This is a genomic window from Veillonella sp. (genome assembly GCF_018364065.1).
In the GTDB taxonomy this organism is placed as follows: domain Bacteria; phylum Bacillota; class Negativicutes; order Veillonellales; family Veillonellaceae; genus Veillonella_A.
The window spans coordinates 53,014-79,352 of record NZ_JAGZMO010000003.1; the positions used below are offsets into that span (position 1 = coordinate 53,014).

The 26,339-nt window shown below is 42.8% G+C and carries 23 protein-coding genes; 20 read left to right on the forward strand and 3 right to left on the reverse strand.

The features are described from left to right. Positions 1 to 172: 172 nt before the first annotated feature. The 13 genes from KHZ77_RS03735 to KHZ77_RS03795 all read left to right on the forward strand — a co-directional run bounded on the left by KHZ77_RS03735 (position 173) and on the right by KHZ77_RS03795 (position 13,616). Complete coding sequence (locus KHZ77_RS03735) at positions 173 to 331, forward strand: hypothetical protein (RefSeq protein WP_295195862.1); 159 nt, start codon at positions 173 to 175, stop codon at positions 329 to 331. A 281-nt stretch (positions 332 to 612) separates the two neighbouring features. Then, positions 613 to 2,280, forward strand: coding sequence for a dihydroxy-acid dehydratase (gene ilvD / locus KHZ77_RS03740; protein ID WP_295195864.1), 1,668 nt, complete (start codon positions 613 to 615; stop codon positions 2,278 to 2,280). A 239-nt stretch (positions 2,281 to 2,519) separates the two neighbouring features. Next, on the forward strand, positions 2,520 to 3,755 hold the full coding sequence (gene ilvA, locus KHZ77_RS03745; protein ID WP_295195865.1) for a threonine ammonia-lyase: 1,236 nt from the start codon (positions 2,520 to 2,522) through the stop codon (positions 3,753 to 3,755). A gap of 227 nt (positions 3,756 to 3,982) precedes the next feature. Further along, entirely contained in the window at positions 3,983 to 5,698 is a 1,716-nt protein-coding gene (ilvB, locus tag KHZ77_RS03750) for a biosynthetic-type acetolactate synthase large subunit (protein WP_295195867.1), read from the forward strand. Further along, positions 5,691 to 6,176: an acetolactate synthase small subunit gene (gene ilvN / locus KHZ77_RS03755; protein ID WP_295195869.1), complete on the forward strand. Its 486-nt coding sequence runs from the start codon at positions 5,691 to 5,693 to the stop codon at positions 6,174 to 6,176. Before ilvB ends, ilvN begins: the two co-directional genes overlap by 8 nt. An 80-nt stretch (positions 6,177 to 6,256) precedes the next feature. Then, entirely contained in the window at positions 6,257 to 7,267 is a 1,011-nt protein-coding gene (gene ilvC, locus KHZ77_RS03760) for a ketol-acid reductoisomerase (RefSeq protein ID WP_295195871.1), read from the forward strand. A gap of 224 nt (positions 7,268 to 7,491) precedes the next feature. Then, positions 7,492 to 7,731: a DUF1653 domain-containing protein gene (locus KHZ77_RS03765; protein WP_295195873.1), complete on the forward strand. Its 240-nt coding sequence runs from the start codon at positions 7,492 to 7,494 to the stop codon at positions 7,729 to 7,731. A gap of 31 nt (positions 7,732 to 7,762) precedes the next feature. Next, on the forward strand, positions 7,763 to 8,536 hold the full coding sequence (locus KHZ77_RS03770) for an HAD family hydrolase (protein ID WP_295195875.1): 774 nt from the start codon (positions 7,763 to 7,765) through the stop codon (positions 8,534 to 8,536). A 285-nt stretch (positions 8,537 to 8,821) separates the two neighbouring features. Next, complete coding sequence (locus KHZ77_RS03775; protein ID WP_366664917.1) at positions 8,822 to 9,415, forward strand: peptidylprolyl isomerase; 594 nt, start codon at positions 8,822 to 8,824, stop codon at positions 9,413 to 9,415. Positions 9,416 to 9,499: 84 nt separating this feature from the next. Then, entirely contained in the window at positions 9,500 to 9,787 is a 288-nt protein-coding gene (locus tag KHZ77_RS03780; RefSeq protein ID WP_295195878.1) for a GIY-YIG nuclease family protein, read from the forward strand. Positions 9,788 to 9,846: 59 nt separating this feature from the next. Continuing rightward, positions 9,847 to 10,305: a DUF1934 domain-containing protein gene (locus tag KHZ77_RS03785; protein WP_295195880.1), complete on the forward strand. Its 459-nt coding sequence runs from the start codon at positions 9,847 to 9,849 to the stop codon at positions 10,303 to 10,305. After that, positions 10,271 to 11,935 carry an arginine--tRNA ligase gene (gene argS / locus KHZ77_RS03790; RefSeq protein ID WP_295195882.1) on the forward strand — a complete coding sequence of 555 codons (1,665 nt, stop codon included), beginning with the start codon at positions 10,271 to 10,273 and terminating at the stop codon, positions 11,933 to 11,935. The genes KHZ77_RS03785 and argS overlap by 35 nt, the downstream gene beginning before the upstream one ends. A 61-nt stretch (positions 11,936 to 11,996) precedes the next feature. Continuing rightward, complete coding sequence (locus tag KHZ77_RS03795; protein WP_295195884.1) at positions 11,997 to 13,616, forward strand: CTP synthase; 1,620 nt, start codon at positions 11,997 to 11,999, stop codon at positions 13,614 to 13,616. Between the two features lie 292 nt (positions 13,617 to 13,908). Here the strand turns inward: KHZ77_RS03795 and potE are convergent, their stop codons facing one another. Next, complete coding sequence (gene potE, locus KHZ77_RS03800; protein WP_295195886.1) at positions 13,909 to 15,246, reverse strand: putrescine-ornithine antiporter; 1,338 nt, start codon at positions 15,244 to 15,246, stop codon at positions 13,909 to 13,911. A gap of 295 nt (positions 15,247 to 15,541) precedes the next feature. After that, positions 15,542 to 17,728: an ornithine decarboxylase gene (locus KHZ77_RS03805; RefSeq protein WP_295195888.1), complete on the reverse strand. Its 2,187-nt coding sequence runs from the start codon at positions 17,726 to 17,728 to the stop codon at positions 15,542 to 15,544. Positions 17,729 to 18,718: 990 nt separating this feature from the next. Between KHZ77_RS03805 and ahpC the strand changes: the two genes are divergently transcribed. From ahpC to bcp, 7 genes are all read left to right on the forward strand, one after another. Then, positions 18,719 to 19,282, forward strand: coding sequence for an alkyl hydroperoxide reductase subunit C (ahpC, locus tag KHZ77_RS03810; protein WP_295195890.1), 564 nt, complete (start codon positions 18,719 to 18,721; stop codon positions 19,280 to 19,282). Positions 19,283 to 19,870: 588 nt separating this feature from the next. Further along, the gene (locus KHZ77_RS03815) at positions 19,871 to 20,206 is read left to right on the forward strand and encodes a metalloregulator ArsR/SmtB family transcription factor (RefSeq protein ID WP_295195892.1); all 336 of its coding nucleotides are present in this window, start codon (positions 19,871 to 19,873) and stop codon (positions 20,204 to 20,206) included. Between the two features lie 12 nt (positions 20,207 to 20,218). Next, a complete protein-coding gene (locus KHZ77_RS03820; RefSeq protein ID WP_295195894.1) occupies positions 20,219 to 21,415 on the forward strand; it encodes a DNA polymerase IV in 1,197 nt (398 codons plus the stop codon). Beyond that, positions 21,402 to 22,700: a nickel-dependent lactate racemase gene (larA, locus tag KHZ77_RS03825; protein WP_295195896.1), complete on the forward strand. Its 1,299-nt coding sequence runs from the start codon at positions 21,402 to 21,404 to the stop codon at positions 22,698 to 22,700. Before KHZ77_RS03820 ends, larA begins: the two co-directional genes overlap by 14 nt. Positions 22,701 to 22,810: 110 nt before the next feature. After that, complete coding sequence (locus KHZ77_RS03830) at positions 22,811 to 24,349, forward strand: hypothetical protein (protein ID WP_295195898.1); 1,539 nt, start codon at positions 22,811 to 22,813, stop codon at positions 24,347 to 24,349. A gap of 53 nt (positions 24,350 to 24,402) precedes the next feature. Then, positions 24,403 to 24,675: a hypothetical protein gene (locus KHZ77_RS03835; protein ID WP_295195900.1), complete on the forward strand. Its 273-nt coding sequence runs from the start codon at positions 24,403 to 24,405 to the stop codon at positions 24,673 to 24,675. 60 nt (positions 24,676 to 24,735) lie between these two features. Beyond that, on the forward strand, positions 24,736 to 25,206 hold the full coding sequence (gene bcp, locus KHZ77_RS03840; protein WP_295195902.1) for a thioredoxin-dependent thiol peroxidase: 471 nt from the start codon (positions 24,736 to 24,738) through the stop codon (positions 25,204 to 25,206). 132 nt (positions 25,207 to 25,338) lie between these two features. Here bcp and KHZ77_RS03845 read toward each other — a convergent pair whose 3' ends face one another. Beyond that, positions 25,339 to 26,244 (reverse strand): LysR family transcriptional regulator, encoded by a 906-nt coding sequence (locus tag KHZ77_RS03845; RefSeq protein WP_295195904.1) that lies wholly within the window; start codon positions 26,242 to 26,244, stop codon positions 25,339 to 25,341. Positions 26,245 to 26,339: the final 95 nt, after the last annotated feature.

Sequence of the window (26,339 nt, forward strand, 5' to 3'; positions counted from 1 at the left end):
TCAATTTTGATATTTTTTAAAAATTTATAAAAAAAGTATTGCACTTTTATTTGGATGGTGCTAATATAATGGACATGAATACACTTGCAGTGGAAGTCCACTGATAAGTGAAAATAGTTTGTTGCAAATGAGCATTTAGTCGTTGTATCAGTAGAGGAAAGGAGAAGAAGTCATGTTAGCGTTTGGTTTACTCATTATTAGCTTGCTAGTGATTATTGACATTATTATCGTCATTAGAAATGAACAAAACTTAACAGGCTTCGTCTTGAAGGTTTTAAAAAATCATTTCCTCATACTCCCGACGCAACGCGTTGGCTGGCAAGTTAATTAAAAAACAGGGAGTATAAGGAGTAACTACATACGATTTTTTAAACACATCCTCATATTGTTATACAGACTTTTAAGACGATTCCACGGAATCGTCTTTTTTTATTAAGATTTTGAGAAAAAAGAGAGCGAAGAGTAAAGAGGGTAAAGACATTAAAACCTGAAAAAAAGAGTAGAGAGAACAAGGTATAGATGAACGGTACATACGTTAAACGCAATAAAAACTCATGATGAGAGACATGAGAAGGAAACGGAATGCACCGCACGGAAAAGGAGAGAGAAGAAATGAAACGTAGTGATCAAGTATCGGAAGGTGTTACAAGAGCACCGCACAGATCGTTGCTAAAAGCCTTAGGCTTTGTAAATGAGGAAATGCACAAACCGTTAATCGGGATTGCCAATTCATTCAATGAAATCATTCCCGGACACATGCACTTGCGAAACCTGGTGCAAGCCGTAAAAGACGGTGTGCGAGAAGCGGGCGGTATTCCGATGGAGTTCAATACGATTGGCATTTGCGATGGTACAGCGATGAATCACATCGGCATGAAGTACTCGCTGGTGACACGGCAGATCGTAGCGGATTCCATTGAAGCGACAGCCATGGCCACACCGTTTGATGCGATGGTCTTCATTCCGAATTGCGATAAAATCGTACCGGGCATGTTGATGGCGGCGGCAAGATTAAATCTACCATCCGTTTTCGTTAGTGGCGGCGCCATGTTGGCCGGTACTTACAAGGGCAAAAAAATCGGACTCAGCGATGTGTTCGAAGCGGTCGGCAAAGTGGAAGCGGGGCTCATGACCGAAGAAGAATTGGCGGAAGTGGAAAATGTAGCGTGCCCGACCTGCGGTTCCTGCTCAGGCATGTACACGGCGAACACAATGAACTGTCTCACCGAAGCGCTGGGGATGGCCCTTCCGGGGAACGGCACAATTCCGGCGGTGTACTCGGAACGCATGCGGCTGGCAAAACGAGCAGGCATGCAGGTTATGGAGGTGTTAAAAGCAGACTTGAGACCGCGTCAGGTAATGACGCGAGAGGCCTTTGAAAATGCAGTGGCTGTAGATATGGCGCTTGGCGGTTCCTCCAATACGGCGCTTCATCTACCGGCGGTTGCTCACGAAGCGGGCGTAGAACTTACTTTGGACGACTTCAACGCCTTGGCGGAAACAACGCCGCAGCTGGCCAAACTTTCACCGTCAGGTACACATTTTATTGAAGACCTGTACGGTGCAGGCGGTATCTCAGCGGTGCTGAATCGGTTGGTAACACATGGACGACTCCATGAAGATGTACCGACAGTGGCACTGGTTACACAAGGCGAAATCGCACGAGCCGCCAAAGTCTTGGATGACACAGTGGTTCATCCGTGGGAAGACCCGGTATATGCGACCGGCGGCATCGCAGTCTTGAAAGGAAATTTAGCACCTGACGGATCGGTTGTTAAAGCGGGAGCGGTTGATCCGGAAATGCTGGTTCACAGCGGACCGGCTCGAGTGTTTAATAACGAAGAGGATGCAGTCGAAGCTATCCTGGGCGGTAAGATTGTAGCCGGCGACGTAGTGGTGATTCGCTACGAAGGTCCAAAAGGCGGACCGGGCATGCGTGAAATGTTGACACCAACATCAACGATTACCGGTATGGGCCTGGGCAAAGATGTGGCACTTATTACAGACGGCCGATTCTCCGGAGCCACCCGGGGCGCCTCCATCGGACACGTTTCACCGGAAGCGGCATCCGGCGGTACCATCGCAGTCGTTGAAGAAGGCGATATAATCGACATCGACATTCCAAATCGCCACTTGTCAGTGCGACTGAGCGATGAAGAAATTGAACGACGCAAAGCAGCCTTGAAACCATATAAACCACAAGTTACAGGCTACCTTAAAAAATACGCCGCACACGTATCCTCCGCTGCACAGGGGGCTATTGAAATTTACGAAGATTGAATGTAAAACGTCAATCGAACTATCAGTGCAAAACGGGAAATGCACTGTTGAAATATATGAGAACCGAATGAGATAAAAAGAGAGAGAAGAACAATTATATAAAAGTAGTCTTGAAGGTGAGAGAGCAAGGCTACTAATGAGAGAGAACTTAAAGCAGTGGTGAGCACTGCTGTATAAATTGAGAACAGTGACTCGGAAGTAGAGTGCCGAGTTACTAAAAAGAGAGAAAGGACAAGTACATGTTAAGTTTATATGATTTTATCGAAGCGAGAGAGCGCTTAGGCACGGTGGCAGTGAAGACGAAGTTGATTCACAGCTCTGTATTTTCCAAAGAAAGCGGCAATGACGTATACATTAAGCCGGAAAACTTACAGCGTACAGGTTCCTTCAAATTGCGTGGCGCATACAACAAGATCGCCAAGCTTTCCAAAGAGGAAAAAAGTCATGGAGTTATCGCTTCATCGGCCGGCAATCACGCACAAGGTGTAGCACTGGCGGCGCAGCGATTAGGGACAAAAGCAGTTATCGTAATGCCGAAACCAAGCCCATTAATCAAGGTAGAAGCGACCAAACAGTATGGCGCAGAGGTAGTACTGGCCGGTGAGGTTTATGATGAGGCGTATCAAAAAGCGGTTGAGCTTCAAGAAGCCAATAATTACGTATTCGTTCATCCTTTCAATGACGAAGATGTTATTGAAGGACAGGGAACCATAGCTTTAGAAATCCTGGAAGAGTTGCCTGATGCGGATATTTTGCTAGTGCCGGTTGGCGGTGGCGGCCTTATTGCAGGCGTTGCAGCGGCGGCAAAGTTGAAAAATCCATCCATTAAGATTGTAGGGGTGGAACCGAGCGGAGCGGCCAGTGCGCTGGCGGCGCTTAAGGCACATCATCCGGTTATGCTTGACAGCGTAAGCACCATAGCAGACGGGGCGGCGGTAAAACAAATCGGCGATGTGGCACTTAAGTACATTGAAGAGTATGTGGATGAAATCGTAACCGTTTCCGATTACGAATTAATGGAAGCATTCCTGATGGTGGCTGAGAAACATAAAATCGTCGGAGAAAATGCGGGTCTCCTTTCCGTAGCAGGGCTTAAAAAGCTCAAGGAAAAAGGCAAGAAAGTAGTTTCCATTCTAAGCGGCGGCAATATCGACGTATTGACCATCGCCTCCATGATAACGAAAGGACTTATCGTTCGCGGCCGTATCTTTACATTCTCCGTAAACTTACCGGATAAACCGGGGCAGCTGGTGAATGTATCCCGCATCTTAGCGGAACAAAATGCGAATGTTATCAAGTTGGAACATAACCAGTTTAAAAACCTGGATCGCTTCCATGAAGTGGAATTACGAGTGACCGTAGAAACTAACGGAGAAGAACACATTCAGCGGATTACGGAAGCGTTGAATAAGGAAGGTTACAGCATCTTGAGAGACAATTCCAATGAAGTTCACGAATACGAATCAGCAGAATAATTGCAGGAGAATAATTGTAGGAGAATAATTGTAGGAGAATAATTGCAAGTGAAAACGCTCTAAAGCAGCATGTACTTGCAACAAGAGAGTTCTTCCCGAGGTTTTTCCGGATAGAGAGAATTTGTTAGGGGAGTAAGTGAACGGCGTTTGAAAAAACGTCAACACAGAACGAGAGAAAAGATTGTAAGAAGTTTTTGAGAGAAGAGAGATTGAAAGGATGTGTATGCATGGGTAAGGACATGATTAGTGGGGCTCGCATTGTGCTGGAAACGCTGCACCATATCGGCGTTCGTCATATTTTCGGCTATCCCGGCGGAGCGGTTATTCCCATTTATGATGAAATTTATAAATACGACGGCTTAACACATTATTTCGCTCGCCACGAACAGGGCGCAGCGCACGAAGCCGATGGTTATGCCAGAGCTTCGGGACGATGCGGTGTCTGCTTAGCCACTTCCGGACCGGGGGCCACGAATCTGGTGACCGGACTCATGACAGCGCACATGGATTCAGTTCCTGTATTGGCTATTACGGGTCAGGTTGGTTGTTCCTTGTTGGGGAAAGATGCATTCCAGGAATCGGATATCGTGGGGATTACGAGCCCGATTACGAAGCATAACTACCTGATTAAGTCGATTAAAGAGCTGCCAAGAGCCATTCGAGAAGCCCATTACATTGCAACAACAGGGCGACCGGGGCCGGTGCTTATCGACATTCCGAAAGATGTGCAGGTTAGCCAAATCAGCCGTGACGAGTTCAAGAAATTGTTGAGTCAGCCGTTCGATTTGGAGGGCTATGATCCTAATTACGACGGTCATCCACGGCAAATTAAAAAGGCCGTTAAATTGTTGAAGCAAGCGAAAAAGCCTCTCATCATTGCAGGGGCCGGCGTTATTAAAAGCGGTGCTTCTTCACAGTTGTATGAACTGGCTACGAAGGCACACATTCCGGTTACAAACACATTGTTGGGGCTGGGATCGTTTCCGGCACAGCATGAACTGTTTTTAGGTATGTTGGGCATGCACGGCACGGCACCGGCCAACTTTGCTACCGATGAAGCGGACGTGGTTCTGGCGGTGGGGATTCGCTTTGACGACCGCATCGCAGGCAATCCGGAGGCGTTTTGTAAACAGGCTACGATTATTCATATCGATATCGACCCGGCGGAAATTGAGAAAAATCGCCGCGTAGATGTGCCGATTGTAGGGGATGCAAAAAACGTTTTAACCGCAATCAATGAAGGCATGGGTGACGCAAAACATACAGACTGGCTTAACACCGTAAAAGAGTGGAAAGAAGAATATGCACTTCGCTATGAACCGTCGACGAACGGAGGATTGAAACCGCAGCAAGTATTGGCCTATGTGGACAATCTGCTGCAAGGGGAAGCCATCGTGGTTACGGACGTAGGGCAACATCAAATGTGGGCTGCACAGTACATGCATTTGAAGGATGCGAATACAATGTTAACTTCAGGCGGCGCCGGCACGATGGGTTACGGTTTACCGGCCGCTATCGGCGCACAGGTAAGCAGACCTGATAAAAAAGTAGTGTTAATCGTAGGGGACGGCGGTTTCCAAATGACCGCACAGGAACTAATGCTCATTCATCAATATAAGCTTCCTGTTAAAATCGTGTTGTTGAACAATTCGTTCCTCGGCATGGTGCGACAGTGGCAGGAGCTTTTCAATGATAAGCGTTACTCCTTCGTTGATCTGGAATGTAATCCGGATTTTCAAACCTTGGCGAAAGCCTATCACGTAGCAGCAGTGAAGTTGGAGACGGAAGCTGATTTGAGTAAGCTGGACGAGGCATTGTTCTCCGATGAAGGCATCTTGATTGAATGTGTTGTGGAACGTGAGGAAAATGTATATCCTATGATTCCGGCCGGTCAAACCGTAGCCGAAATGGTTGGTAAGAAGGGGGTACCTGACAATGAATGATCATCAGATTTTAATCATCGCGAAAAACACGCCGGGTATCGGAGCCAGAATCTTATCACTGTTTTATCGGCGCGGCTATTCGGTGAAAAAAATGACATCCGGCGTCACTGTACAGCCCGGTTACGCAAGGCTTACGTTGACGGTGGAAGCGGACAGCAATACATTGGATCAGATTCAGAAACAGATTTACAAGTTAATTGACGTAGTTAAAGTGAAAGTATTTCCGGAAGAAAATGTAGTGTGTCGTGAGCTTATGCTTATCAAGGTAAAAGCGGACGATACAACGCGATCGCAAATTGTACAGATTGCACACATTTATCGGGGCAATATTCTAGATGTGTTCGCCACATCACTCATTATTGAACTGACCGGGGACACCGAAAAACTACGAGGATTTATAGAAATTATGAAACCGTATGGCGTTTTGGAAATCGCTAAAACCGGCATTACCGCCATGAGTCGTGGCGACAGAATGTAAGTATTAGGTATTAACTTGTGTAAGCAAGATAATATAAAGAAAATTGAGAAAGCTTTAAGAGAGAGCAGGAGGAATTTATTATGGCAGGGAACATTTTCGGAACAGCAGTGTATTATGATGCAGATTGTAACATGGATGTATTAAAAGGTAAGAAGATCACCGTACTTGGTTATGGTTCACAAGGTCATGCCCACGCCCTTAACTTGAAGGAAAACGGCATGGATGTAACGGTAGGTCTTCGTGAAGGCTCCAAGTCCAAGGCGGCTGCCGAAGCGGCCGGTTTACCGGTTAAGACTACTGCAGAAGCTGTTAAAGGCGCTGATGTAGTTATGGTGTTAATTCCTGATGAATTACAGGCGGAAACGTATGCAAAAGATGTGGCACCAAACCTTAAAGACGGCGCGTATTTAGCGTTTGCTCACGGTTTTAACATCCATTACAAGAAAATCGTACCACCTGCCAATGTAAATGTATTCATGGTAGCCCCTAAGGGACCTGGCCATTTAGTACGCCGTACCTTTGAAGAAGGTAGCGGGGTTCCAAGCTTGGTAGCGGTTGAACAAGATCCGGCCGGCAATACAATGGAAGTGGCTAAAGCGTGGGCTGCCGGTATCGGTGCGGGCCGTGCAGGTATCTTGGAAACAACCTTCCGTCAGGAAACTGAAACTGACTTATTCGGTGAACAAGCTGTACTTTGCGGCGGCGTTTGCGCCCTCATGCAGACAGGCTTTGAAACTTTGGTAGAAGCAGGTTACAATCCTGTAAATGCGTACTTTGAATGCGTTCACGAAATGAAACTTATCGTAGACTTGATCTATGAAGGCGGCTTCCAGACAATGCGTAAATCCATTTCCAATACAGCAGAATATGGCGACTATGTAACCGGTCCAAAACTTGTTACAGCTGATACTAAAAACGCTATGAAGGCACTTTTGAAAGACATTCAGTCCGGTGCCTTTGCTGAAGAATTCTTGGATGACTACAAGAAGGGCTTCCCTTACTTGAAAGCGGAACGTGAAAAAGCAGAACATCATGAAACCGAAACAGTAGGTGCGGAATTACGCAGTCTTATGTCCTGGTTGAAGAAATAATACGATAAAATAACTTAAACGAACGATTTATAAAAAAGAACCTCGGCGGCAGAGTCGAGGTTCTTTTTTGTAATTATATATATACATCTAAAGATTCGCTTTTTTAAAATGATTTATCTTCTATAATCAATTTTAATATATTCTTATTTCCTGTTTTGATATAAGTCTATATCCTATGGTACAATAAACTAAGAATAATCTTAGTTATAAGTGCTGGAGGCAGTATGCAGGAAATAGTAGTGGGCGGGTTATATCGCCATTTCAAAGGCATGTATTATTATGTAAAAGACATTGCCATTCACTCGGAAAACGGTGAACCTTTCGTAGTATATCAACAATTGTACGGGGAACGGAAAACCTATATACGTCCGCTCACCATGTTTGCCAGTCCGGTAGATCACGAGAAATATCCGGACGTGAAGCAGAAAGAGCGCTTCAAACTCATGTCCGGTCGTGACAAATAATATAATACCTATTTGTTTGAAAGGAGGGTACATGGAGAAAAAGTTTTTCTTTTTTGATATTGATAACACCTTGGCAGTATGGCCTGACGGGGTAATTCCTGATAGTGCGCTTGAAACATTGCACCTCCTGGAAAAGAAAGGTCATCAGGTGGCATTGGCCACAGGGCGTTTGCAGATTGATGCAAGCCGCTTTGCCAAACAGGCGGACGTGAAAGATTTCGTTGCCGATGGCGGGCGGAGTGTTACTATAGATAATGAAGTAAAATTTATGGAAGGTATGGACCGGGAGGCCTGCCTTGACTATATCGACCATTTGGAGGAAAACAATCTCCATTGGGCGGTAACGGATGTGAACAAGCTGGTGCGCGTTTCACCGTATGAAGAGGTGACAAAATGGCATCCCGACTGGGACGTAGTGGACACAATCTACGACCCTCATTTTGACTACCGCAAGGTGAAACATTTTTATAAAATTTTCGCCTTTATGACACCGGAAGAGGAACGCACTAAAAATGTAGTTCACATGAGCCGTGATATGATTCGCTATGGCAATAACTGTATTCTCTTTGAACCGATGGTAAAAGGAGAAGGCATTCGCCGTATGCTGCCATATTACGGAATGGATCCAAGCCAGGTTGTTGTATTCGGTGACGGATATAATGACTTATCTATGTTTGAACCGGACTGGTATAAAATCGCCATGGGCAACGGCCGTGAAGAGTTGAAGGCTGCTGCCGATTACATTGCTGATGATTGCCATAACGACGGCATTTACAAAGCATGTAAAGATTTGGGTTGGATTTAATTAGAATCTGTGTTATAATGAAATGTCAAGAATACCGCTCATATTTTGTGGGCGGTATTTAATATATAATACCATATGATTGTTATAGAGTACGATTGCAAAATCAAGACTCCTAGATAGGGGCTATTTATGAAATTACGTAAACAGTCAAAAGATAGTATATCTGAACAAACAGTAGAAAAGACAAACGAAACAATGTCTGACAATAAGAATCAGGTTACAGGCAAGGCAAAGAAGAAAAATTCATTTCTTCGCGGCGGCATTATAGCCGGTCTTTTAGTTGTATTGGTGGTGGTTATCGGCGCATTTGCGTTCAGTGGACAAGCTACTGATGACGGCAAGAGCAACAGTGCGGCTGCACAGGGGCAAACTACGATGCCGAACTTCGATTCCACACCGGTAAGGGATCACTATGCCGTGTTTGAAACTTCGGAAGGTACATTTAAAGTGCGCCTCTATGGTTCTAAAGCACCGATCACTGTTAAAAACTTCGACTACCTTGTAAAAGGCGGTTATTATAACGGACTTACATTTCATCGTGTTATCGACGACTTTATGATTCAAGGCGGCGATGATGGTAAAGGCGGTCCGGGATATACTATTCCTGATGAATTTTCCAATGATTTGCATTTCAATAAAATGGGCTTGTTAGCTATGGCTAACCGCGGTCCTAATACAGGGAATGCACAATTCTTCATCACTTTGGGACCTACGCCATGGTTGGATAACAAGCATACCATTTTCGGTGCCGTTACACAAGGCATGGATGTAGTAGCCAAGATTGGTAAAGTACCTACTGATAAAAAGGACGCTCCGTTGACACCGGTAGTGATTAAGTCCGTTCGTTTAGAACCGCTAAACGATGACGGCAGCAATTAATATATATGGTATTGTAATTAACTGTCGCCGTGCTTTTAAAGGAAACAATGAAAGCACGGCTACCGTTTAATTAAGGAGGCCCGTATGGATACGAACAGTAAAGAACAGTATTATACATATATGGTAGAATGCGCTGACGGCTCGTTTTATACGGGATGGACAACGGATGTGACGCATCGCTTGAAGGCCCATAACGGCGAAGTGCCGGGCGGAGCAAAATACACGCGCGGTCGTCGGCCGGTCACATTGGTGTGGTATACAACCTTTGATAAAAAGCAGGATGCCCAGTCCATGGAGTACCAGGTAAAACGCATGCCGCGGGAGCAAAAACGAGCCCTCAAGGCGGCCTTTGCCAAGCATAAAACTCCTTAAAATTCAGCGGCAAATATGCTATAATTAACTGATTGATACAATTGAAGTGGAGGACGTGTATGAAGCGCGTTTTAGTAGGGTTGAAAAGCATACAGCGAGATGCGTCCGGCAAAGATACAGTCGTTGAATTACTTTCTCCCGGTGAATATCATGAAAAGAATAATGTAAAATACATTATATATAATGAAAGTGAAGTAACCGGCCTTGACGGCGTGCGAACAACCATCAAGATTAAGCCGGATTCAGTCATTCTCATCCGCAACGGCAATGTGTCCATGCGACATGAGTATGTTCTGGGTGACATGAAGCAGACGGTGGTTGATACACCGTTCGGCGAACTTCACATGGGGATACGAACACATGAATTGAATACGCACATTGAAGATGGCGTAGGCAATGTTCATTTAGGATATGATATTTCTGTTGGTGGTGAATGGCAATTTTACAACCAATTGGACATTAAGTTACAGGAGGACACAGACTATGGAGATGAAGGACAAGCTCAAACAGGGAATTGAAAGTGCGTTGGCAACGGCTTTAGAAGAAGGTAAGTTGCCGGCGGGAGAATATCCGGAGGTCGTATTGGAAGTTCCACCACAAAAGGAATTCGGCGACTTTTCCTCCAATATTGCTATGCAGTCCGCCCGTGTGGCACGCATGAGTCCGGCAGCCATTGCGGATATTATTATTGAATATATGAATTTTGATTGGTTGGAAAAAGCGGAAAAAGCAGGTGCCGGCTTTATCAACTTCTTTGTTAAATCGGACCTTGTGTATGACACTTTAAAAAATGTGCTTATTCAAGGTCATTCCTTTGGGATGCAAGAGATTCGTGAAGATGACACTGTACAGGTAGAATATGTAAGTGCCAATCCGACAGGTCCTCTTCATGTAGGTCATGGCCGCGGCGCGGCTTACGGCAGCGCGCTTGTTAACTTGCTCAAAGCAGCCGGCTACAATGTGCAGTCCGAATTCTACATCAATGATGCGGGCAACCAAATCGACAATTTGGCAAAATCCATTAACGCCCGTTATTTGGAATTATTAGATCTTAAAAATGAATTCCCTGAAAATGGCTACCATGGCCAGGATATTATAGAAACAGCGCAGAGCTTGATTAACTGGCGCGGTGACTTCTTTGCCGTATTGAATGACGAAGAACGTTTACCATTCTTCAAAGAATACGGTTTAACTGAAAAACTTAATGCCCTTCGCGTAACACTTCGTAACTTCCATGTTACATTCGATAATTGGTTCAGTGAACGTTCCGTACATCGCAGCGGTGAAGTAAATAAAGCCATTCAATTCTTGCGCGACACCGGCGACGTATATGAAAAAGACGGTGCGTTATGGTTTGCGTCCACTCGCTATGGCGATGACAAAGACCGCGTAGTAATTCGTGAAAACGGTGAACCTACATACTTGGCATCCGATATTGCATACCACCGCAATAAATTTGAACGCGGTTTCAAAAAGATGATCAACATCTGGGGCGCCGACCATCATGGTTATATTACTCGTGTAAAAGCGTCCATGCAGGCGTTGGGTTACAATCCTGACCGCTTGGAAATCTTGTTACTTCAAATGGTTTCCCTCTATCGTGACGGCGAACTTGTGAAGATGTCTAAACGTACGGGCCAATCCGTAACCTTGGATGAACTCATCGAAGAAGTAGGTGTTGATGCAGCTCGTTACTTCTTCCTCATGCGTTCCTTGGACAGCCAGTTGGACTTCGATATTAACTTGGCTAAATCCAAGAGCCATGAAAACCCTGTGTACTACATTCAATATGCGTATGCGCGTATTCACAGTATTTTTGCACAGGCTAAAGAAGCGGGCATTTCCTTCGGTGACTGGGCGAATGTATCCTTCGATACATTAACTGAAGAAATCGAATTGGATATTATTAAGAAATTAGCCGCTTATCCGGAAGAAATTCGCTCTGCAGCGGAACATCGTGCACCGCACCGCATTGCTCGTTATTTATATGATTTGGCAAGTTTATTCCATTCATTCTATAAACAAGGCCGTATCATGGGCGTAGATCCTGCGTTACAACAAGCACGTCTTGGCTTGATTACGGCTATTTCTCATGTACTTTTCAATGGTCTTGATATTTTAGGTATTTCAGCACCTGAAAAAATGTAATTTTAATTAGTGTTCATATATAGGTTAATGCTTATATGGTTTTATGGCTTTGGGAGGAATCATGGCAACAAAGTATATTTTCGTAACCGGTGGTGTTGTATCGTCGTTAGGTAAGGGCATTACGGCAGCGTCTTTAGGTCGTCTTTTAAAAAATCGCGGCCTTAAAGTAACAATCCAGAAATTTGACCCTTATATCAATATTGATCCGGGCACAATGAGCCCTTATCAGCACGGTGAAGTATTCGTAACTGAAGACGGTGCGGAAACCGACCTTGACCTTGGTCACTATGAACGCTTTATCGATATCAATCTTGGTAAGCGCTCCAACATTACTGCCGGTAAAGTGTACTGGTCTGTAATCAATAAAGAACGTAAAGGGGACTACTTGGGTAGCACTGTGCAGGTAATTCCTCATATTACAAATGAAATCAAACAGAACGTGTATCGCGTAGGTAAAGAAGACAACGCAGATGTTGTTATTACTGAAATCGGCGGTACTGTAGGTGATATCGAAAGCTTACCGTTCTTGGAAGCAATCCGTCAGGTTAAAAAGGATGTAGGCCGTAATGACGTGCTTTATATCCACGTAACCTTGGTACCATACATCAATGCAGCGGGCGAACTTAAAACAAAACCAACCCAGCACAGCGTAAAAGAATTGCGCAGTATCGGTATCCAACCTGATATCATCGTATGCCGTTCCGAAAAACACATTTCCGATGAAATGAAAGAAAAATTGGCTTTATTCTGCGACATCGATCCGGATGCTGTTATTGAAAACCAGACTTGCAGCACCATTTATGAAGTACCTTTGATGATGCAGCAAGAAGGCTTGGACAACATTGTTGTTAAGAAATTAAACCTTCCTGATACTCCTGCTGATATGACAGCTTGGAAAGAAATGGTTCACAAGATTTTACATCCTACTAAAGAAATTACTGTTGCGTTAGTAGGTAAATATGTAGCCTTGCATGATGCGTACCTCAGTGTGGCAGAAGCCTTAACACATGCCGGTATCGCAGCTGATACAAAAGTTAACATCAAATGGATTGACTCCGAAGAAGTGGAAGAATCCGATTGCGATGTAGCTGAAATCTACAAAGATGTTGACGGTATCGTTGTACCGGGCGGTTTCGGTGCTCGCGGCGTTGAAGGTAAAATCCGTACTATTCAGTACGCTCGTGAAAACAAAGTGCCTTACCTCGGCTTATGCCTCGGTATGCAATCCGCCGTTATGGAATTTGCCCGTAACGTAGCCGGTCTTCAAGGTGCTAACTCCACTGAATTCGACGAATGCGGTTGCAACCCTGTTATCGACTTAATGCCTGATCAGGTAGATGTAGATAAAAAAGGCGGCACAATGCGTTTAGGCGTGTACCCATGTAAGACTGTAGAAGGTACTAAAGTGCACGAAGCTTACGGTGAAGACCTCGTTTACGAACGTCATCGTCATCGTTACGAATTCAACAACGAATTCCGCCAAGTATTGACTGAAAAAGGTCTCGTTATCAGTGGTACATCCCCTGACAACCGCTTGGTAGAATGCGTAGAATTACCGAATCATCCATTCTTCGTAGGCGTTCAATTCCATCCGGAATTAAAATCCCGCCCTACCAATCCACATCCTTTATTCAAAGGCTTCGTAAATACAGCTTTAAAACTTAAAGAAGATAAAGAGTAATACCTGAGATACACATAGAACTTGATTAAAGAACGTATAAGCAATGTATCGAGTGTAGATGAGTAAATACCTTAGCTAATAAGTAGATAAGCGTATAACGTTAAATAAGCGGCTTGAAGAGCAATCTTCAAGCCGCTTTTGTTATGCGGAAAATAGAGTAAATTGGGTTATAGGGTTATAGGGTTATAGGTCAAAAAGAAACCCCTGCGGTCAATGACCACAGGGGTTTTGTTTCTATTCAATTTATTATACCTGCGAAGCAGTTATATAATCAAATTTGGATAGGGCTCAATTACTTGCCGATTTGAGCGTTGAACTTTTTGCCTTCTTCCAAGTCGAAGCGATCGGAAACGAAACCGTATAAAGTCCAGCCGATGAATGTTACGATGGAACCGTAAGTCATAGCTTCGAAACCGGAAGCGTATAAAGCGTACAAGCTATATAAGGAACCGATGAAAGCGATGAAAGTAGTAGTGCTTACTTCGCTACCGGATTTGCCGGCTGCTTTCAAGATAACCATAGCTGCGCCCATGGATAACAAGTAAGGAATGATGTTAGTTACAACGGCTAAGTTAACCAATTGTTCGAATTGTTCGTTCAAGGATGGGCTGATTGTCATCAAGCTCATTAAGGACTGAACGATAGTGATTGTAACCATGCCAACGATTGGAGCGTTTTTGGAAGTTACTTTACTGAATAATTGAGGGAAGTAACCAACGTCGGAAGATTGTTTAAATACGTTAGCGATGGTGAACTGCCAACCAAGTAAGGAACCGAAGCATGACATAACCATTAAGCCCATTACGATTTTACCAACTGTTGGGTTGAACATTTGAGCAAATGCTAAACCGAATGGAGCGGAGCTGTTAGCAAGGTCAGCTGCAGGAACGATACCGAACATGATGTTAGTAGATAAGATATAAATAATAGCTGCGCCTAAAGTACCGCCAAGTACGGCCTTTGGAACGTTCTTTTCAGGGTTTTCAACAGCATCGGCGTTAGCACATGCGGATTCCAAACCAAGGAATGCCCACAATGTCATAGCGATGGAAGCTGTAGCAGCTTCACCGAAAGGCATGTTGTTAACATTCCAGTTAGCCATGTACATGTCGCCGGAGAAGAAGAACCAGCCTACAGTGGAGATTACGAATACAGGACCGATAACGCCCCATACAGTAACACTGGATACACGGCCGGTGATGCTGGCACCACCGAAGTTAAGAACAGTTGCTAACCAAAGTGTGAAGATAGTCCACATACCTGTCATGAATGGAGAAAGATCAGCACCCATGAAAGTAGCACCGTAACCTACGGCAGAAATAGCAATAGCGATGTTTGCAATCAATAAAGAAATAGAGTATGTATAGTTGGCAAGGAAGTTACCGGCTTTACCGAAAGAGTACTCGGAGAAACCGCCCATACCGCCGTCACGACGGCTGTACATACCACATTTAGCGAAGGCGTAGGCAAGAGCCATGGAGCCAAGCGCTGTAATTACCCAAGAAACGATGGAAAGAGCACCAACCTGTGCCAACTTAGTTGGCAGCATGATGATACCGGAGCCCATCATGTTAACTGCAGTCAAGATTGTCAACTGCATTACACTCATTTTATTTGTACTATCACTCATGATATGACCTCGTTAAAATATCGAAAGGATATAACCTCTTAAAAAATAATAGCTAGTTTGAATAGTTTGTCTTATTAAAATAGTTTTAGTTTGATTTTACCTCGAAGTTAGTTTGAAGTGACTTCGAAGTTAGTTTGAAAGTGTTATTTTAATTAATAAATTAGAAAAATTGCAATCACTTATCAAATTTGTTGATATATCTAGCGAATAAATGAGAAGGATTCCTCCTTGGCTAGCAACTCAGAAGCCTTCTCATTTAACTTGTTCACTAGTTATAAGTTTAGTTGCTTAGGTTTTATTTTGCTAATTTGCTTTCAAATTCTTTTTTCAAAACATAACCGTAAGCTTTCTTAGTTCCGTCTTCTTGGGTAGTTAAGTAAACGCCTTGGATTTCAGGAGCGAAACCAGGAAGTTTGTTAATACCTTCTTCAAGAGCTAAGAAGTAGTCACGAGCAGTTGCGGACCAACGTTCGCCAGGTTGTACGCAAAGTACTCCTGGAGGGTAAGGAAGAGCACCTTCAAGTGCAATGCGGCCTTCTGCTTCGGACAATGCAACTAATTCGCCTTCGCCACGTACGAATGCAAAGTTAGCTTCTTGAGGAGTTGTTACGTATTCAGGTAAGAACTCATGTAAGAATAAGCGTTTTTGCAATGTGCTTACGTTGCGATCTTTGTAGAAGTCATGCATTTCCTGGCAGAGTCTGCGGATATGGTAGCCTTTGTATTTATCAATGTTGTTGTAGTAAATAGTAGGCAATACTTCTTGCATTGGAGCATCTTCTTCAATTAATTGTTCGAAACGGATTAATTGAGCTACTAAGTCATCCATCTTAGTTCTGCTTTCAGCAGGAGTCATCAAGAACAGAATAGTGTTCAAGTCACATTTTTCTGGAATGATGCCATGTTCACGAAGGTAGTTAGCTAAGATATTAGCATGGATACCGAAGTCTTCGTATTCACCGGTTTCAATGTTGATACCAGGAGTGATAAGCTGGAATTTGCAAGGGTCGATGAAGTACTGACCTTTGCCGTAGCCGTCGAAGGAGTGCCATTTAGCGCCTGGTTCGAATGCGAAGTAAGCAAGGTCGTTAGCCATTTTGCTAGTTTCGCCTTCTTGCCATTTCTTACCATGAACTACTGGAGGTACTAATGGACGAAGGTATTTACAGTTGTTTAATACTGCTTTACGAGCGTCGATTACTACTTCTACGCAGTCTTTCCATAATTCAAGACCAGCTTTGCCTTCATGCATTTTAGCGTTGATGTCAAGAGCTGCGAATAATGGGTAGAATGGGGAAGTGGACGCATGCATCATAAATGCGTTGTTCAAACGTTTATGGTTTACATAGCGGTCTTGACCCTTAATGTGGGAGTCTTTTTTATGTACTTGAGAAGTCTGGGAGAAACCAGCCTGTTGTTTATGAACAGATTGAGTTACCAAGATACCAGGATCTTCAGGTCCTAATTCAAGAAGCAATGGGCTGCAGTCTTTCATCATAGGGATGAATTGTTCGTAGCCTACCCAAGCGGAGTCGAATAGGATGTAGTCGCAAAGGTGGCCGATTTTGTCAACAACCTGGCGAGCATTGTAAATAGTACCGTCATAAGTACCCAACTGAATAACTGCTAAACGTACAGGGCGTTTTTGGTCAGCTTTTTCAGGAGCGTGTTCTCTGATCAAGTCACGGATGTATTTTTCGTCGAAGCAATGTTCCAAAATACCACCGATGGAACCGAATGGGTTACGTGCAGTTTCAAGGTAGATTGGAGTTGCACCCGCTTGAACCAATGCACCATGGCTGATGGATTTATGGTTGTTGCGGTCATAAAGAATGATATCTCCAGGTGCTAATAAAGCATTAGTAACCATTTTGTTGGAGGAAGAAGTACCATTCAATACGAAGTAAGTTTTATCAGCGTTGAATACTTGTGCTGCATGTTGTTGAGCGTCACAAGCAGGACCTTCGTGAATTAACAAGTCCCCTAATTTAACGTCAGCATTACATAAGTCGGAACGGAATACATTTTCACCGTAGAAGTCGAAGAATGCACGACCGGCTGGGTGACGTGTAAAGAATTGGCCGCCTTGGTGACCAGGGCAGTCGAATTGGGAATTGCCGTCGCCTACGTAGTCAGCTAATGCGCGGAAGAATGGAGGTAACATATCATCTTCATAGCGGTTAGCAGCTGCGAGGATCTGTTTTGTATATAATTCATGATTGATCGAATCAAGGTCGATTACACGAGTTACTTTTCCGATGAATTCAGGTTTAACTTCGCTGGATTCAACTTTAACTAAAAATACCGGAATTTTAAGTGCTTCAATCATTGGGTTTGCAAGAGCGTCCTGATCTGCGTCTGTAATAACAATTGTTGCTACATCGGAGAAATCAGTTTTTGTAACATCTACATAAGCTCTTTCGTTCAAACCTTCAAAGAGAGGTAACGCTTTTTCGGAGAAAGCGAGTTTTAAGTGCTTCATTATAAAGCCTCCTATTTTTTCCTATACACTTTTGCAATAATGAGTATACCTTGTCGACAGGTTTATTCTCGGTTTAGTGTTAGCGAACCGGGAATAGCTCTACTCTATTGTATATTTATATCCAATATAACTCTAATTCATTTTTTGCATATAACGATAACTTTTTGTAATTTTAAGAATAACTTTATGTATTAATAACCTACAAAACGTATTAATATGCGGAAAAATATCGTTAAGATTTTATGAAACGTGAAAATGATGAAAAACGATGTTATGAATAATGTATAAAAATACCAAATTGAATAGTATGAGAAAATGGCATACATTTTAATAAATTTTTTTCTTATAAGTTAAAAGTTCCTTCCAAAAGGATAGTTTTTTAGTGTTAGTGAACGAATTCCTTTAAAAAAAGGAGATTTTAAAATATTTACTTCGCAGAAAGGATGAAAAAGAGGCTCTAGAGTTTGTAGTTAAAAAATAAAATTCTATAAGATTTTTTTATAAAATATGCTATGCAATTTGTACATAAAGAATTAGTAAAATTACGTTAAAATTAAGGCATTTCACATAGACTATAGAATATTTATTACTTTGTTAATCATTTTAGAAAAACAATGTCGATAATTTGTATCAAAATGTTGGGCCATATCTAATGTATATAAGAATGCAGCTGATGTTTGTAAAGCGTTAGAATATTTAACGTACTGAAGAATCGGTATAAATTTGGTAAAATCAAAAGGATGGAGAAACCTCCGATGTTCATCATAAGATTTTTAAAAAAAACCTGTATTAAGGCTATATAGAGGATGTGTTAGGTATACTATAATTGTTCATCTTGAAATGTCAATTCACATAATGAGAATTTTCTATATTGATTTTTCTCGTTGTTTTTAGTATATTGTAGATACACAGTAGATTATATTTATTGTTAATCAATATCAATTATTCGTAAACAGATTACTTATTTTTATTCAAAAAAGGAGAAACGACATGGCAATTATTGGCAAAGAGTTACCTGATTTTAAGTTGGAAGCGTTCAGAAATCCAGAAGTTGTAACAGTAACTAAAGCTGATGTTATCGGGAAATGGAGCGTATTTGTATTCTATCCTGCAGATTTCACATTTGTGTGTCCTACAGAATTAGAAGATTTACAAGATCATTACGAAGAATTCCAGAAGCTTGGCGTTGAAGTATTCTCGGTATCCGTTGATTCCGAATTCGTTCACAAAGCTTGGGCCGACGCATCTCCGGGAATTGGCCGCATTCAATACACTATGTTGGCTGATATTAAACATGAATTGGCAGATTTCTTCGAAACATTCAGCGAAGAAGAAGGTCGCGCATTCCGCGGCAGCTTTGTAGTAAATCCACAAGGCGTTGTAGAAACTGCTGAAATCCACAATATGGGTATCGGTCGTTCCGCAGCTGAATTACTTCGCAAAGTACAGGCTGCTCAATTCGTAGAAAAACATGGCGGTAAGGTTTGCCCTGCAAAATGGAAACCGGGTGCCGACACAATTACTCCATCTTTGGACTTGGTTGGTAAATTATAATAATCGATCCCTCCTCATATAAGAGAGGTCAGCACAGTACAGTCACTCTAACACATTAAAATCTTACATTTAATGTTAAGAGGCCGGCTTATTGGGCTGGCCTCTTTTTTGTGGAAAAATTTTTCTTTTGAAGGATTTGACGTTTTATTTTGAATTTAAGATAATGAAACAAGATATATCACTTTTTGATGGAGAAAATCAAGAAAATTTCACGGCTTGTAAAATTTTATATTGAAGTATTTTTACAATTCATTTTGTATAAATTTTCTTTTAAACTTATTCAAAATAATCTATTAATAGTTCGATTGTTCTCTATGTATAATAGATAATATATAAGTATTAACCTTTAAAGTGCAGTGAGCTGATGAAGTTTTCAGGGATAGGACAAAACTAAAAGGATAGAAATTGTATAGAAGAATAATTTGTATGATTATAGAAAATATCAATGTAAAAAGGAGTTATTTTTTCTAACTGTGATGTCATATAATAATTTTATATTGACATAATTGGATTTATCGATTGTTTTAGTATATAATAGTATATAATTATGTTTAAAAGATGGATATGATGTTGAAAAGGAGTAAAGGTATGGAAGTATCATACGAACGTTTAGCCACAGTATTTAAGGCATTAAGCGACGAAACAAGACTACATATCATTGATATGTTATCATGCAACGAGCTTTGTGCGTGCGATATATTAGCTAGCTTTAATTTATCTCAGTCCACATTGAGTTATCACATGAAAATCTTAATTGATGCCGGTGTTGTTAACTCACAACGTAATGGTTTGTGGACTCGTTATTCGATTAATGAAGAAACATTTGAAGAACTTGTTAGAGTTATTCCTGAGTTGTACAAAACGAAAGACGAATGTCTTTGCGCTCAGATTAAATATTGCCGTTTAGAGGATAAACCGGAATAATGGAGTAAAGCGATGAGACGCTGGGTCATGCATGTAGATATGGATGCATTTTATGCGTCTGTAGAACAACGAGATAACCCTGACTACCAAGGTCACCCTGTCATTGTGGGTGGCCTTTCTTCGCGTGGAGTTGTAGCTACCGCGTCTTATGAAGCTCGTGCGCTGGGAGTGCATTCCGCCATGAGCATGGTAAAGGCACGGCAGCTTTGCCCGGACGGTATTTATTTGCGGCCCCGTTTTGATGTGTACCACCAAATATCGGAGCAGATCCATGAGATTATGCGCCGTTACACGCCATACATTGAGCCGTTGTCGTTGGATGAAGCATTTCTGGAAGTTACGGGGATGCATAAGCAGTTTAAAGGTCCTTATGATATGGGGAAGGCAATTAAAAAGGATATTTGGGAGGCCACAGCGCTAGTTGCTTCGGTTGGTGTGGCACCAAACAAGTATTTAGCAAAATTGGCCTCTGATTTACGAAAGCCTGATGGATTGATGGTAATTCCTTATGGCTCGGAAGCTAAAATTATTGCCCCCCTACCGGTAAAACGACTTTGGGGCGTAGGTAAAAGAACGGCACAAATTTTACAGGACGCGGGATTTTATAAAATTGGACAACTTGCACAATTACCGAATGCATCATCTCTGATACCTCTCTTGGGCAGTCAGGCACAGCGCATCTATGATATGTCGCGCGGCATCGACAATCGCCCGGTAGAATATGACCGGGAAGTGCAGTCCATTGGTAATGAGCTCACCTATACGGAAGATTTGACGGATCCGGATGTAATTGATAGGGAATGGTACTTTTACGCCCATAAGGTGGCGAAGCGATTGCGCGACGCCGGTGTAAAAGGTCAGACTATATCTGTAAAAGTGCGTTTTAATGATTTTAAAACGACGAGCCGGCAGGTAAGCCTGCAGATTCCCACGGACAGCGAGGAAACTCTATACCGTGTAGGGACGATGTTGTATAATAAAATAAAAATTACAAAACCTATTCGCCTGTTAGGCCTGTCAGTGAGCGGTTTTGTGAAGGCAGATGAGCAAGTGAGTCTGTTTGATGAGCCTGAAGTCAGTGATGAATTGACAAAAGCAGTGGACTCGCTGGAGGCAAAATTTGGCGAAGGCGTTATTATGAAGGGCGCCCTATGGGAGCGTGTTCATAGTAAGGTCGGAAAGAGAGATGATGAAGATGGCACATTTTGATTTGAAATTCGGCAAAGGCAGCATGGGGGTTACGCTGCCTGACGAACGAGTGCTTCGCGTAATTGAAGGGGCGCCTTATCCGGCCGTCGAAGACGTAAGAGCGGAACTTCGCAAAGGATTGGACAATCCGATCGGTACGGCACCACTTCATGAGTTGGCACAGAATGCGGAAAATGTTTGTATTGTCGTGTCGGATATTACGCGGGCTTGGTTGCGTTATGATCTGTTTTTACCGGAACTGTTGGACTATTTAAACGAAGCAGGCATTCCGGATTCCCAGATTTTCTTACTTATTGCATACGGTGCACATCGCTTGCAGACAGAAGCGGAATCACGGGCAGAATTCGGTGATGCTGTAGTTGACCGCGTACGCATTGAACACAGCAGCGGCACTAATCCGGACAGCAAATTCGTTCGTTTGGGGACTACCACACAGGGCGTACCAATTGAAGTGAACGAATTGGCGGTAAATGCGGATTTTGTTATTTTAACCGGTGCCATCGGTTACCACTCCATGGCCGGATTTGGCGGTGGCCGTAAAGCGGTATTGCCGGGGATTTCTTCCTATCGTGCCATTCAAGGCAACCATTGCTTCTGCTTAGGGCCGAATCAGGGGGATGGCATCAGCGAAGCGGCTGTGAGCGGCAATATTTCCGAAACAAACTTAATGCACAAGGACCAAATGGAACATGCGTCTGCCTTGGATGCCAATTTCCTTGTAAACGTGGTGCTTAATGCAGATGATAATATCGCTAAGCTTATGTGCGGACATTGGGATGATGCATGGCATGAAGGTACGGAACTGGTTGAACAGATTTATGGCGTGGCTATTGATGAGTTGGCCGATTGTGTGCTGGTAACATCCGGCGGATATCCTAAAGATATTAATCTGTATCAGGCGCTAAAAGCACAGGAAAATGCTATTAAGGCGTGCAAACCGGGTGGTGTAGTCATCATGGTTATGGAATTGGATGATATTAATGAACCGGCTGATTTTATGCACTGGTTTGATATAGAAGATTTATATGAACGAGAAAAAGCTTTGCGTGCAGGATTTACTGTACCCGGCTTCGTATCTTTATTATTCGGCGAAGCATTGACGAAGTATCATCACATCTTGGTAAGCGCTGAAAAGAACAAAGAAGCTGGCGAACGTCTTGGTGTTCCTACGGTAACAACCATTGAAGAAGCCTTGGCTTTGGCGGAAGGGTATTTAAAGCGGAATGATTTTACAGTTACCGTTATGACGCAGGGCAGCAATACGATGCCTATTTTAGAGAAATAGGCATATCATATAAAAATAGCAACAGCAACATTAAACTATATAATTGTTAGGCCCATTAGAATGGCCTAATAAAATACATTATGGGATGGTTAATTTAAGGAGTGAATAAGATGCATAGTCGTCAGGGGATCATAAGTAAGGCAGTTATAGAATCAGTACGCCGCGCTCTACATAATAAATATGTAGAAGATTCACAGATTAAATGTATGCTGGAAGAATTCCTGGCTGAGGATTTGACGCCTCAGGAACTGGAAATTACCGGTCATGCTTACAAAGAAGTTAAGGACCGCTTGGCATACAGTGCCGTATTGGACGGCTTATGGCAAGAAATTGAAGAAACTCAGACTTTATATGATAAACTTCATGTGTACGACTCCTTGGAAAAAGAATATAGTTCTGCAAAAACTCGTTTAGATCATGAAGATCTTCCGATTAACAGTATTGATTTAGAAGAAGTGGATATGGGTGAAGAAGGCGATGTAGAAGGCTTTGAGAAATCGGAAACCGAAGTTCCGTCTTATGACAAGAGCCTGGTTACTCGTGAAATCGGAGCCATTATTACTCGCGGCAATCAAACACTGGCAGAACGCCATGACGGTGCTATCGTTACTCGTCATCAAGGTTCTGTTGCAATTCGTCCGCTCCAAAACTTAGACGTAGTGCGCAATATGCCTCTTTATGGAACAGATTTATCTGTGCATAATAAGAAAGATCATGCGGTCGATGAGGAAATGACTGACGTTTTCGAAGGAGAAGATGTGGTAAACGCCGAATTGAATGCCGAACCGAAAGCAAGTAAAAAAGGTAAGCGCAAGTCGAAGTGTAAAGGGGACGGTAAAAAAGGTGGTCATAAAGCCGAAGGTCGCAAAGGTGAGGGGCGCAAATCGAAGAAGGACAAGCATAAACGATATGAAAAAGTAGAGCCTCTCGACTTTGATGCTTTGGAAGAAGTGGCAGGAGCCGTTCAATCCGATTACAACAATAATGAAGTAGAATTTGAATATACTCATACGCAAGATGCGGCAGATGCAGCTGATGATACCTTAGCAGTAGGTGCGGCAAGTGCAGAAGTGGCAAATGAAACCGGTAAAGACGGGGCGCATGAAAAAGGTAAAGTGAAAAATAAAGCTAAGGTTAGTTCCAAAGAAAAAGCAAAAAAACGCAAGACAAAACAACAGATAGCACAGGAGGTTGAGTCTAAAGACGGGGAATTGTATCTTAAAGATATTTTAACGTTATTAGATAAAGACGGATCCGAAGCGGGTTCGTTAGAAGATATAATCCGCAATACAGAGTGGAAAGAATTCAAACAGTTGACGAAACGTGCAAAGAAAGCGTTGAAACGGGCGCGTAAAGCGGCTAAAGAAATGGCTGTGACTGATTTTGTTGAACACTACGGTAATTTTGACGCCGATATGCGAGATCCGGAAGAACCGGGTGCAGTGAATAATCTAGGTAAAGAAAAGATGCCTGCTCAGGAGCCTCAAAAAGAAGAAACTGTAGAAACTCGTGAGACTCATGAAGAGCATGAAACTTTTGAAGCACCTGAAACTCATGAAGCACATACAGACGTATCTGTAGAGAAACCTAAAAAAGAAAAAAAGGAATCTCTAAAAGCTCATAAGAAGCATACGAAATCAAAAAAGTAATAGACCTTGGCAGTATTTACTCAGTAGGAAAAGTGTTGACACAAGGGGGCCTATTGACCGGTATATTGTCCAAGGTAGTGACCGGAGTGTTAGATGAAATGGTGGAAGAATTCGTGTCGCCTCAGCCAGGTCGTCGTGCGAACGAATCTATGACCAGAAGCGCTACATCAGTTAGAACGGGGGCATCTGCAGCAGGTGAATCAAGTAACCAACTGCCTCTTACCGATGAAAAAGGGCGCTGTATGGGCTGTGGCAATCGATGCCGTCCGGTGAAGCCAAACTGCAAACGACGCCAGAAAGCGTTGGCGAAATGGAGACCGTCGTAGGCGGTAATAGCTGTTAAAATTTCAGGTCATTAAATACCTCAACGAAAAGGAGTGAATCCAATGGCAGAGTTAAAGATAGGTGACAAGGCACCGGAATTTTCCGTAGTAAATGACGCCAATGAGATGGTGAGTTTAAAAGACTTGGCCGGTCAAAAGGTGATTTTATATTTCTATCCGAAAGATAATACGCCGGGCTGTTCTGTAGAAGCACAGCAATTTAATGCAGCCTATGCAAAGCTTAAAGAAGCCGGATATGTAGTGCTTGGTGTGAGCCGTGACACGGTGAAACGCCATGTGAACTTTAAGGCAAAATATGATTTGCAATTTGATTTATTGGCCGATACAGACGAAGCTGTATGCAATGCTTACGGTGTTATGAAAGAAAAGAAGCTTTATGGCAAAGTATCTATCGGTATTGAACGCTCTACGTTCGTCATCGATGAAAAAGGTATACTTACTCATATCTATCGCGGTGTAAAAGCGAAAGAACATGTAGGACAGTTGTTGGCTGACTTAAACATTGCTGAATAATATAGAGTTATATATTATGGCTGTAGTTTGAACATAAAATTTAATTTGTAGTGTTTGCAATCAACATAAAAGAATCGAATATTCGCATATAAAATAGCGGTGTAAGCTTTGATGCTTACACCGCTTTATGTTTTAGCGAATAGACAGTGTTTCCGGTACACGGCTATGGAAGTAGTTGACCCACAGGCGAATGGCCGGGATGATTAGGGAGCGTTCATTCCAAATCATGCCAAGCACCCAATCGATGCGTGGTGTAATTGGAATGGAGACTAAATCATCCGAGTGGAGTCGATCACAGATGGTCTGTGGTAAAATGGCGGATCCGAGACCGCTTTTTACGAGTTCCGCAATGAAGTCCCAATTATTACTTTGTGCTGCAATAGTCGGTACAACCCCAATCTCCTGGAAACGTCCTAAAATAATGTCATATAAGGAAAAGGACGGATGGAAGAAAATCAATGGTTCCTTCTTAATGTCCTGTAAGGTAATGACTTCGCGCTGGGCAAATGGAGAATCCGGTGTAACCACATATTTCAAAGGCTGTTGGTTAAAAATATAGGTCCGCGTGTCTTTGTTGGTAAATGCGGGAACAGGTAAAGTGACGAAGCCTACCTGTAATTGACCGTCTTGCACTAATTGGGCAATTTGAGGAGATCCATACTCGCTAACTTTTAAGGAGATGCGCGGATATTTCTGCATGAAGTCGCGAATGATCGGCGATAAGAAGGACGAACCGATCATAGGAGGAATCCCTAGGCTGATTTCACCTGATTCCAAGTCGTTTGTATGGCTCATCTGGTATTCCAGGACTTCGAATTGGCGCACAAGAGCTTCGATTTGAGGCAATACCGCACAGGCCTCTTCTGTCAGCTCGATGCGATGGCCGCGGCGTTTAAAGAGCTGCTTGTTCCATTCCCCTTCCAACAGGCGCACGGCCTTACTGAGGGACGGTTGGCTTACATGCAGGGTTTGAGCCGCTTTAGTGAAGCTTTTTTGACGGGCCACTTCGACGAAATATTTTAAATGTGTAATATCCATGGAACACCTCCGGTCATATCGAATCCAATCTTACTATTATTATAACCAAAAAGAATAATAGAGTATAGGAAAAAAATATTTTTATTTTTACTTAT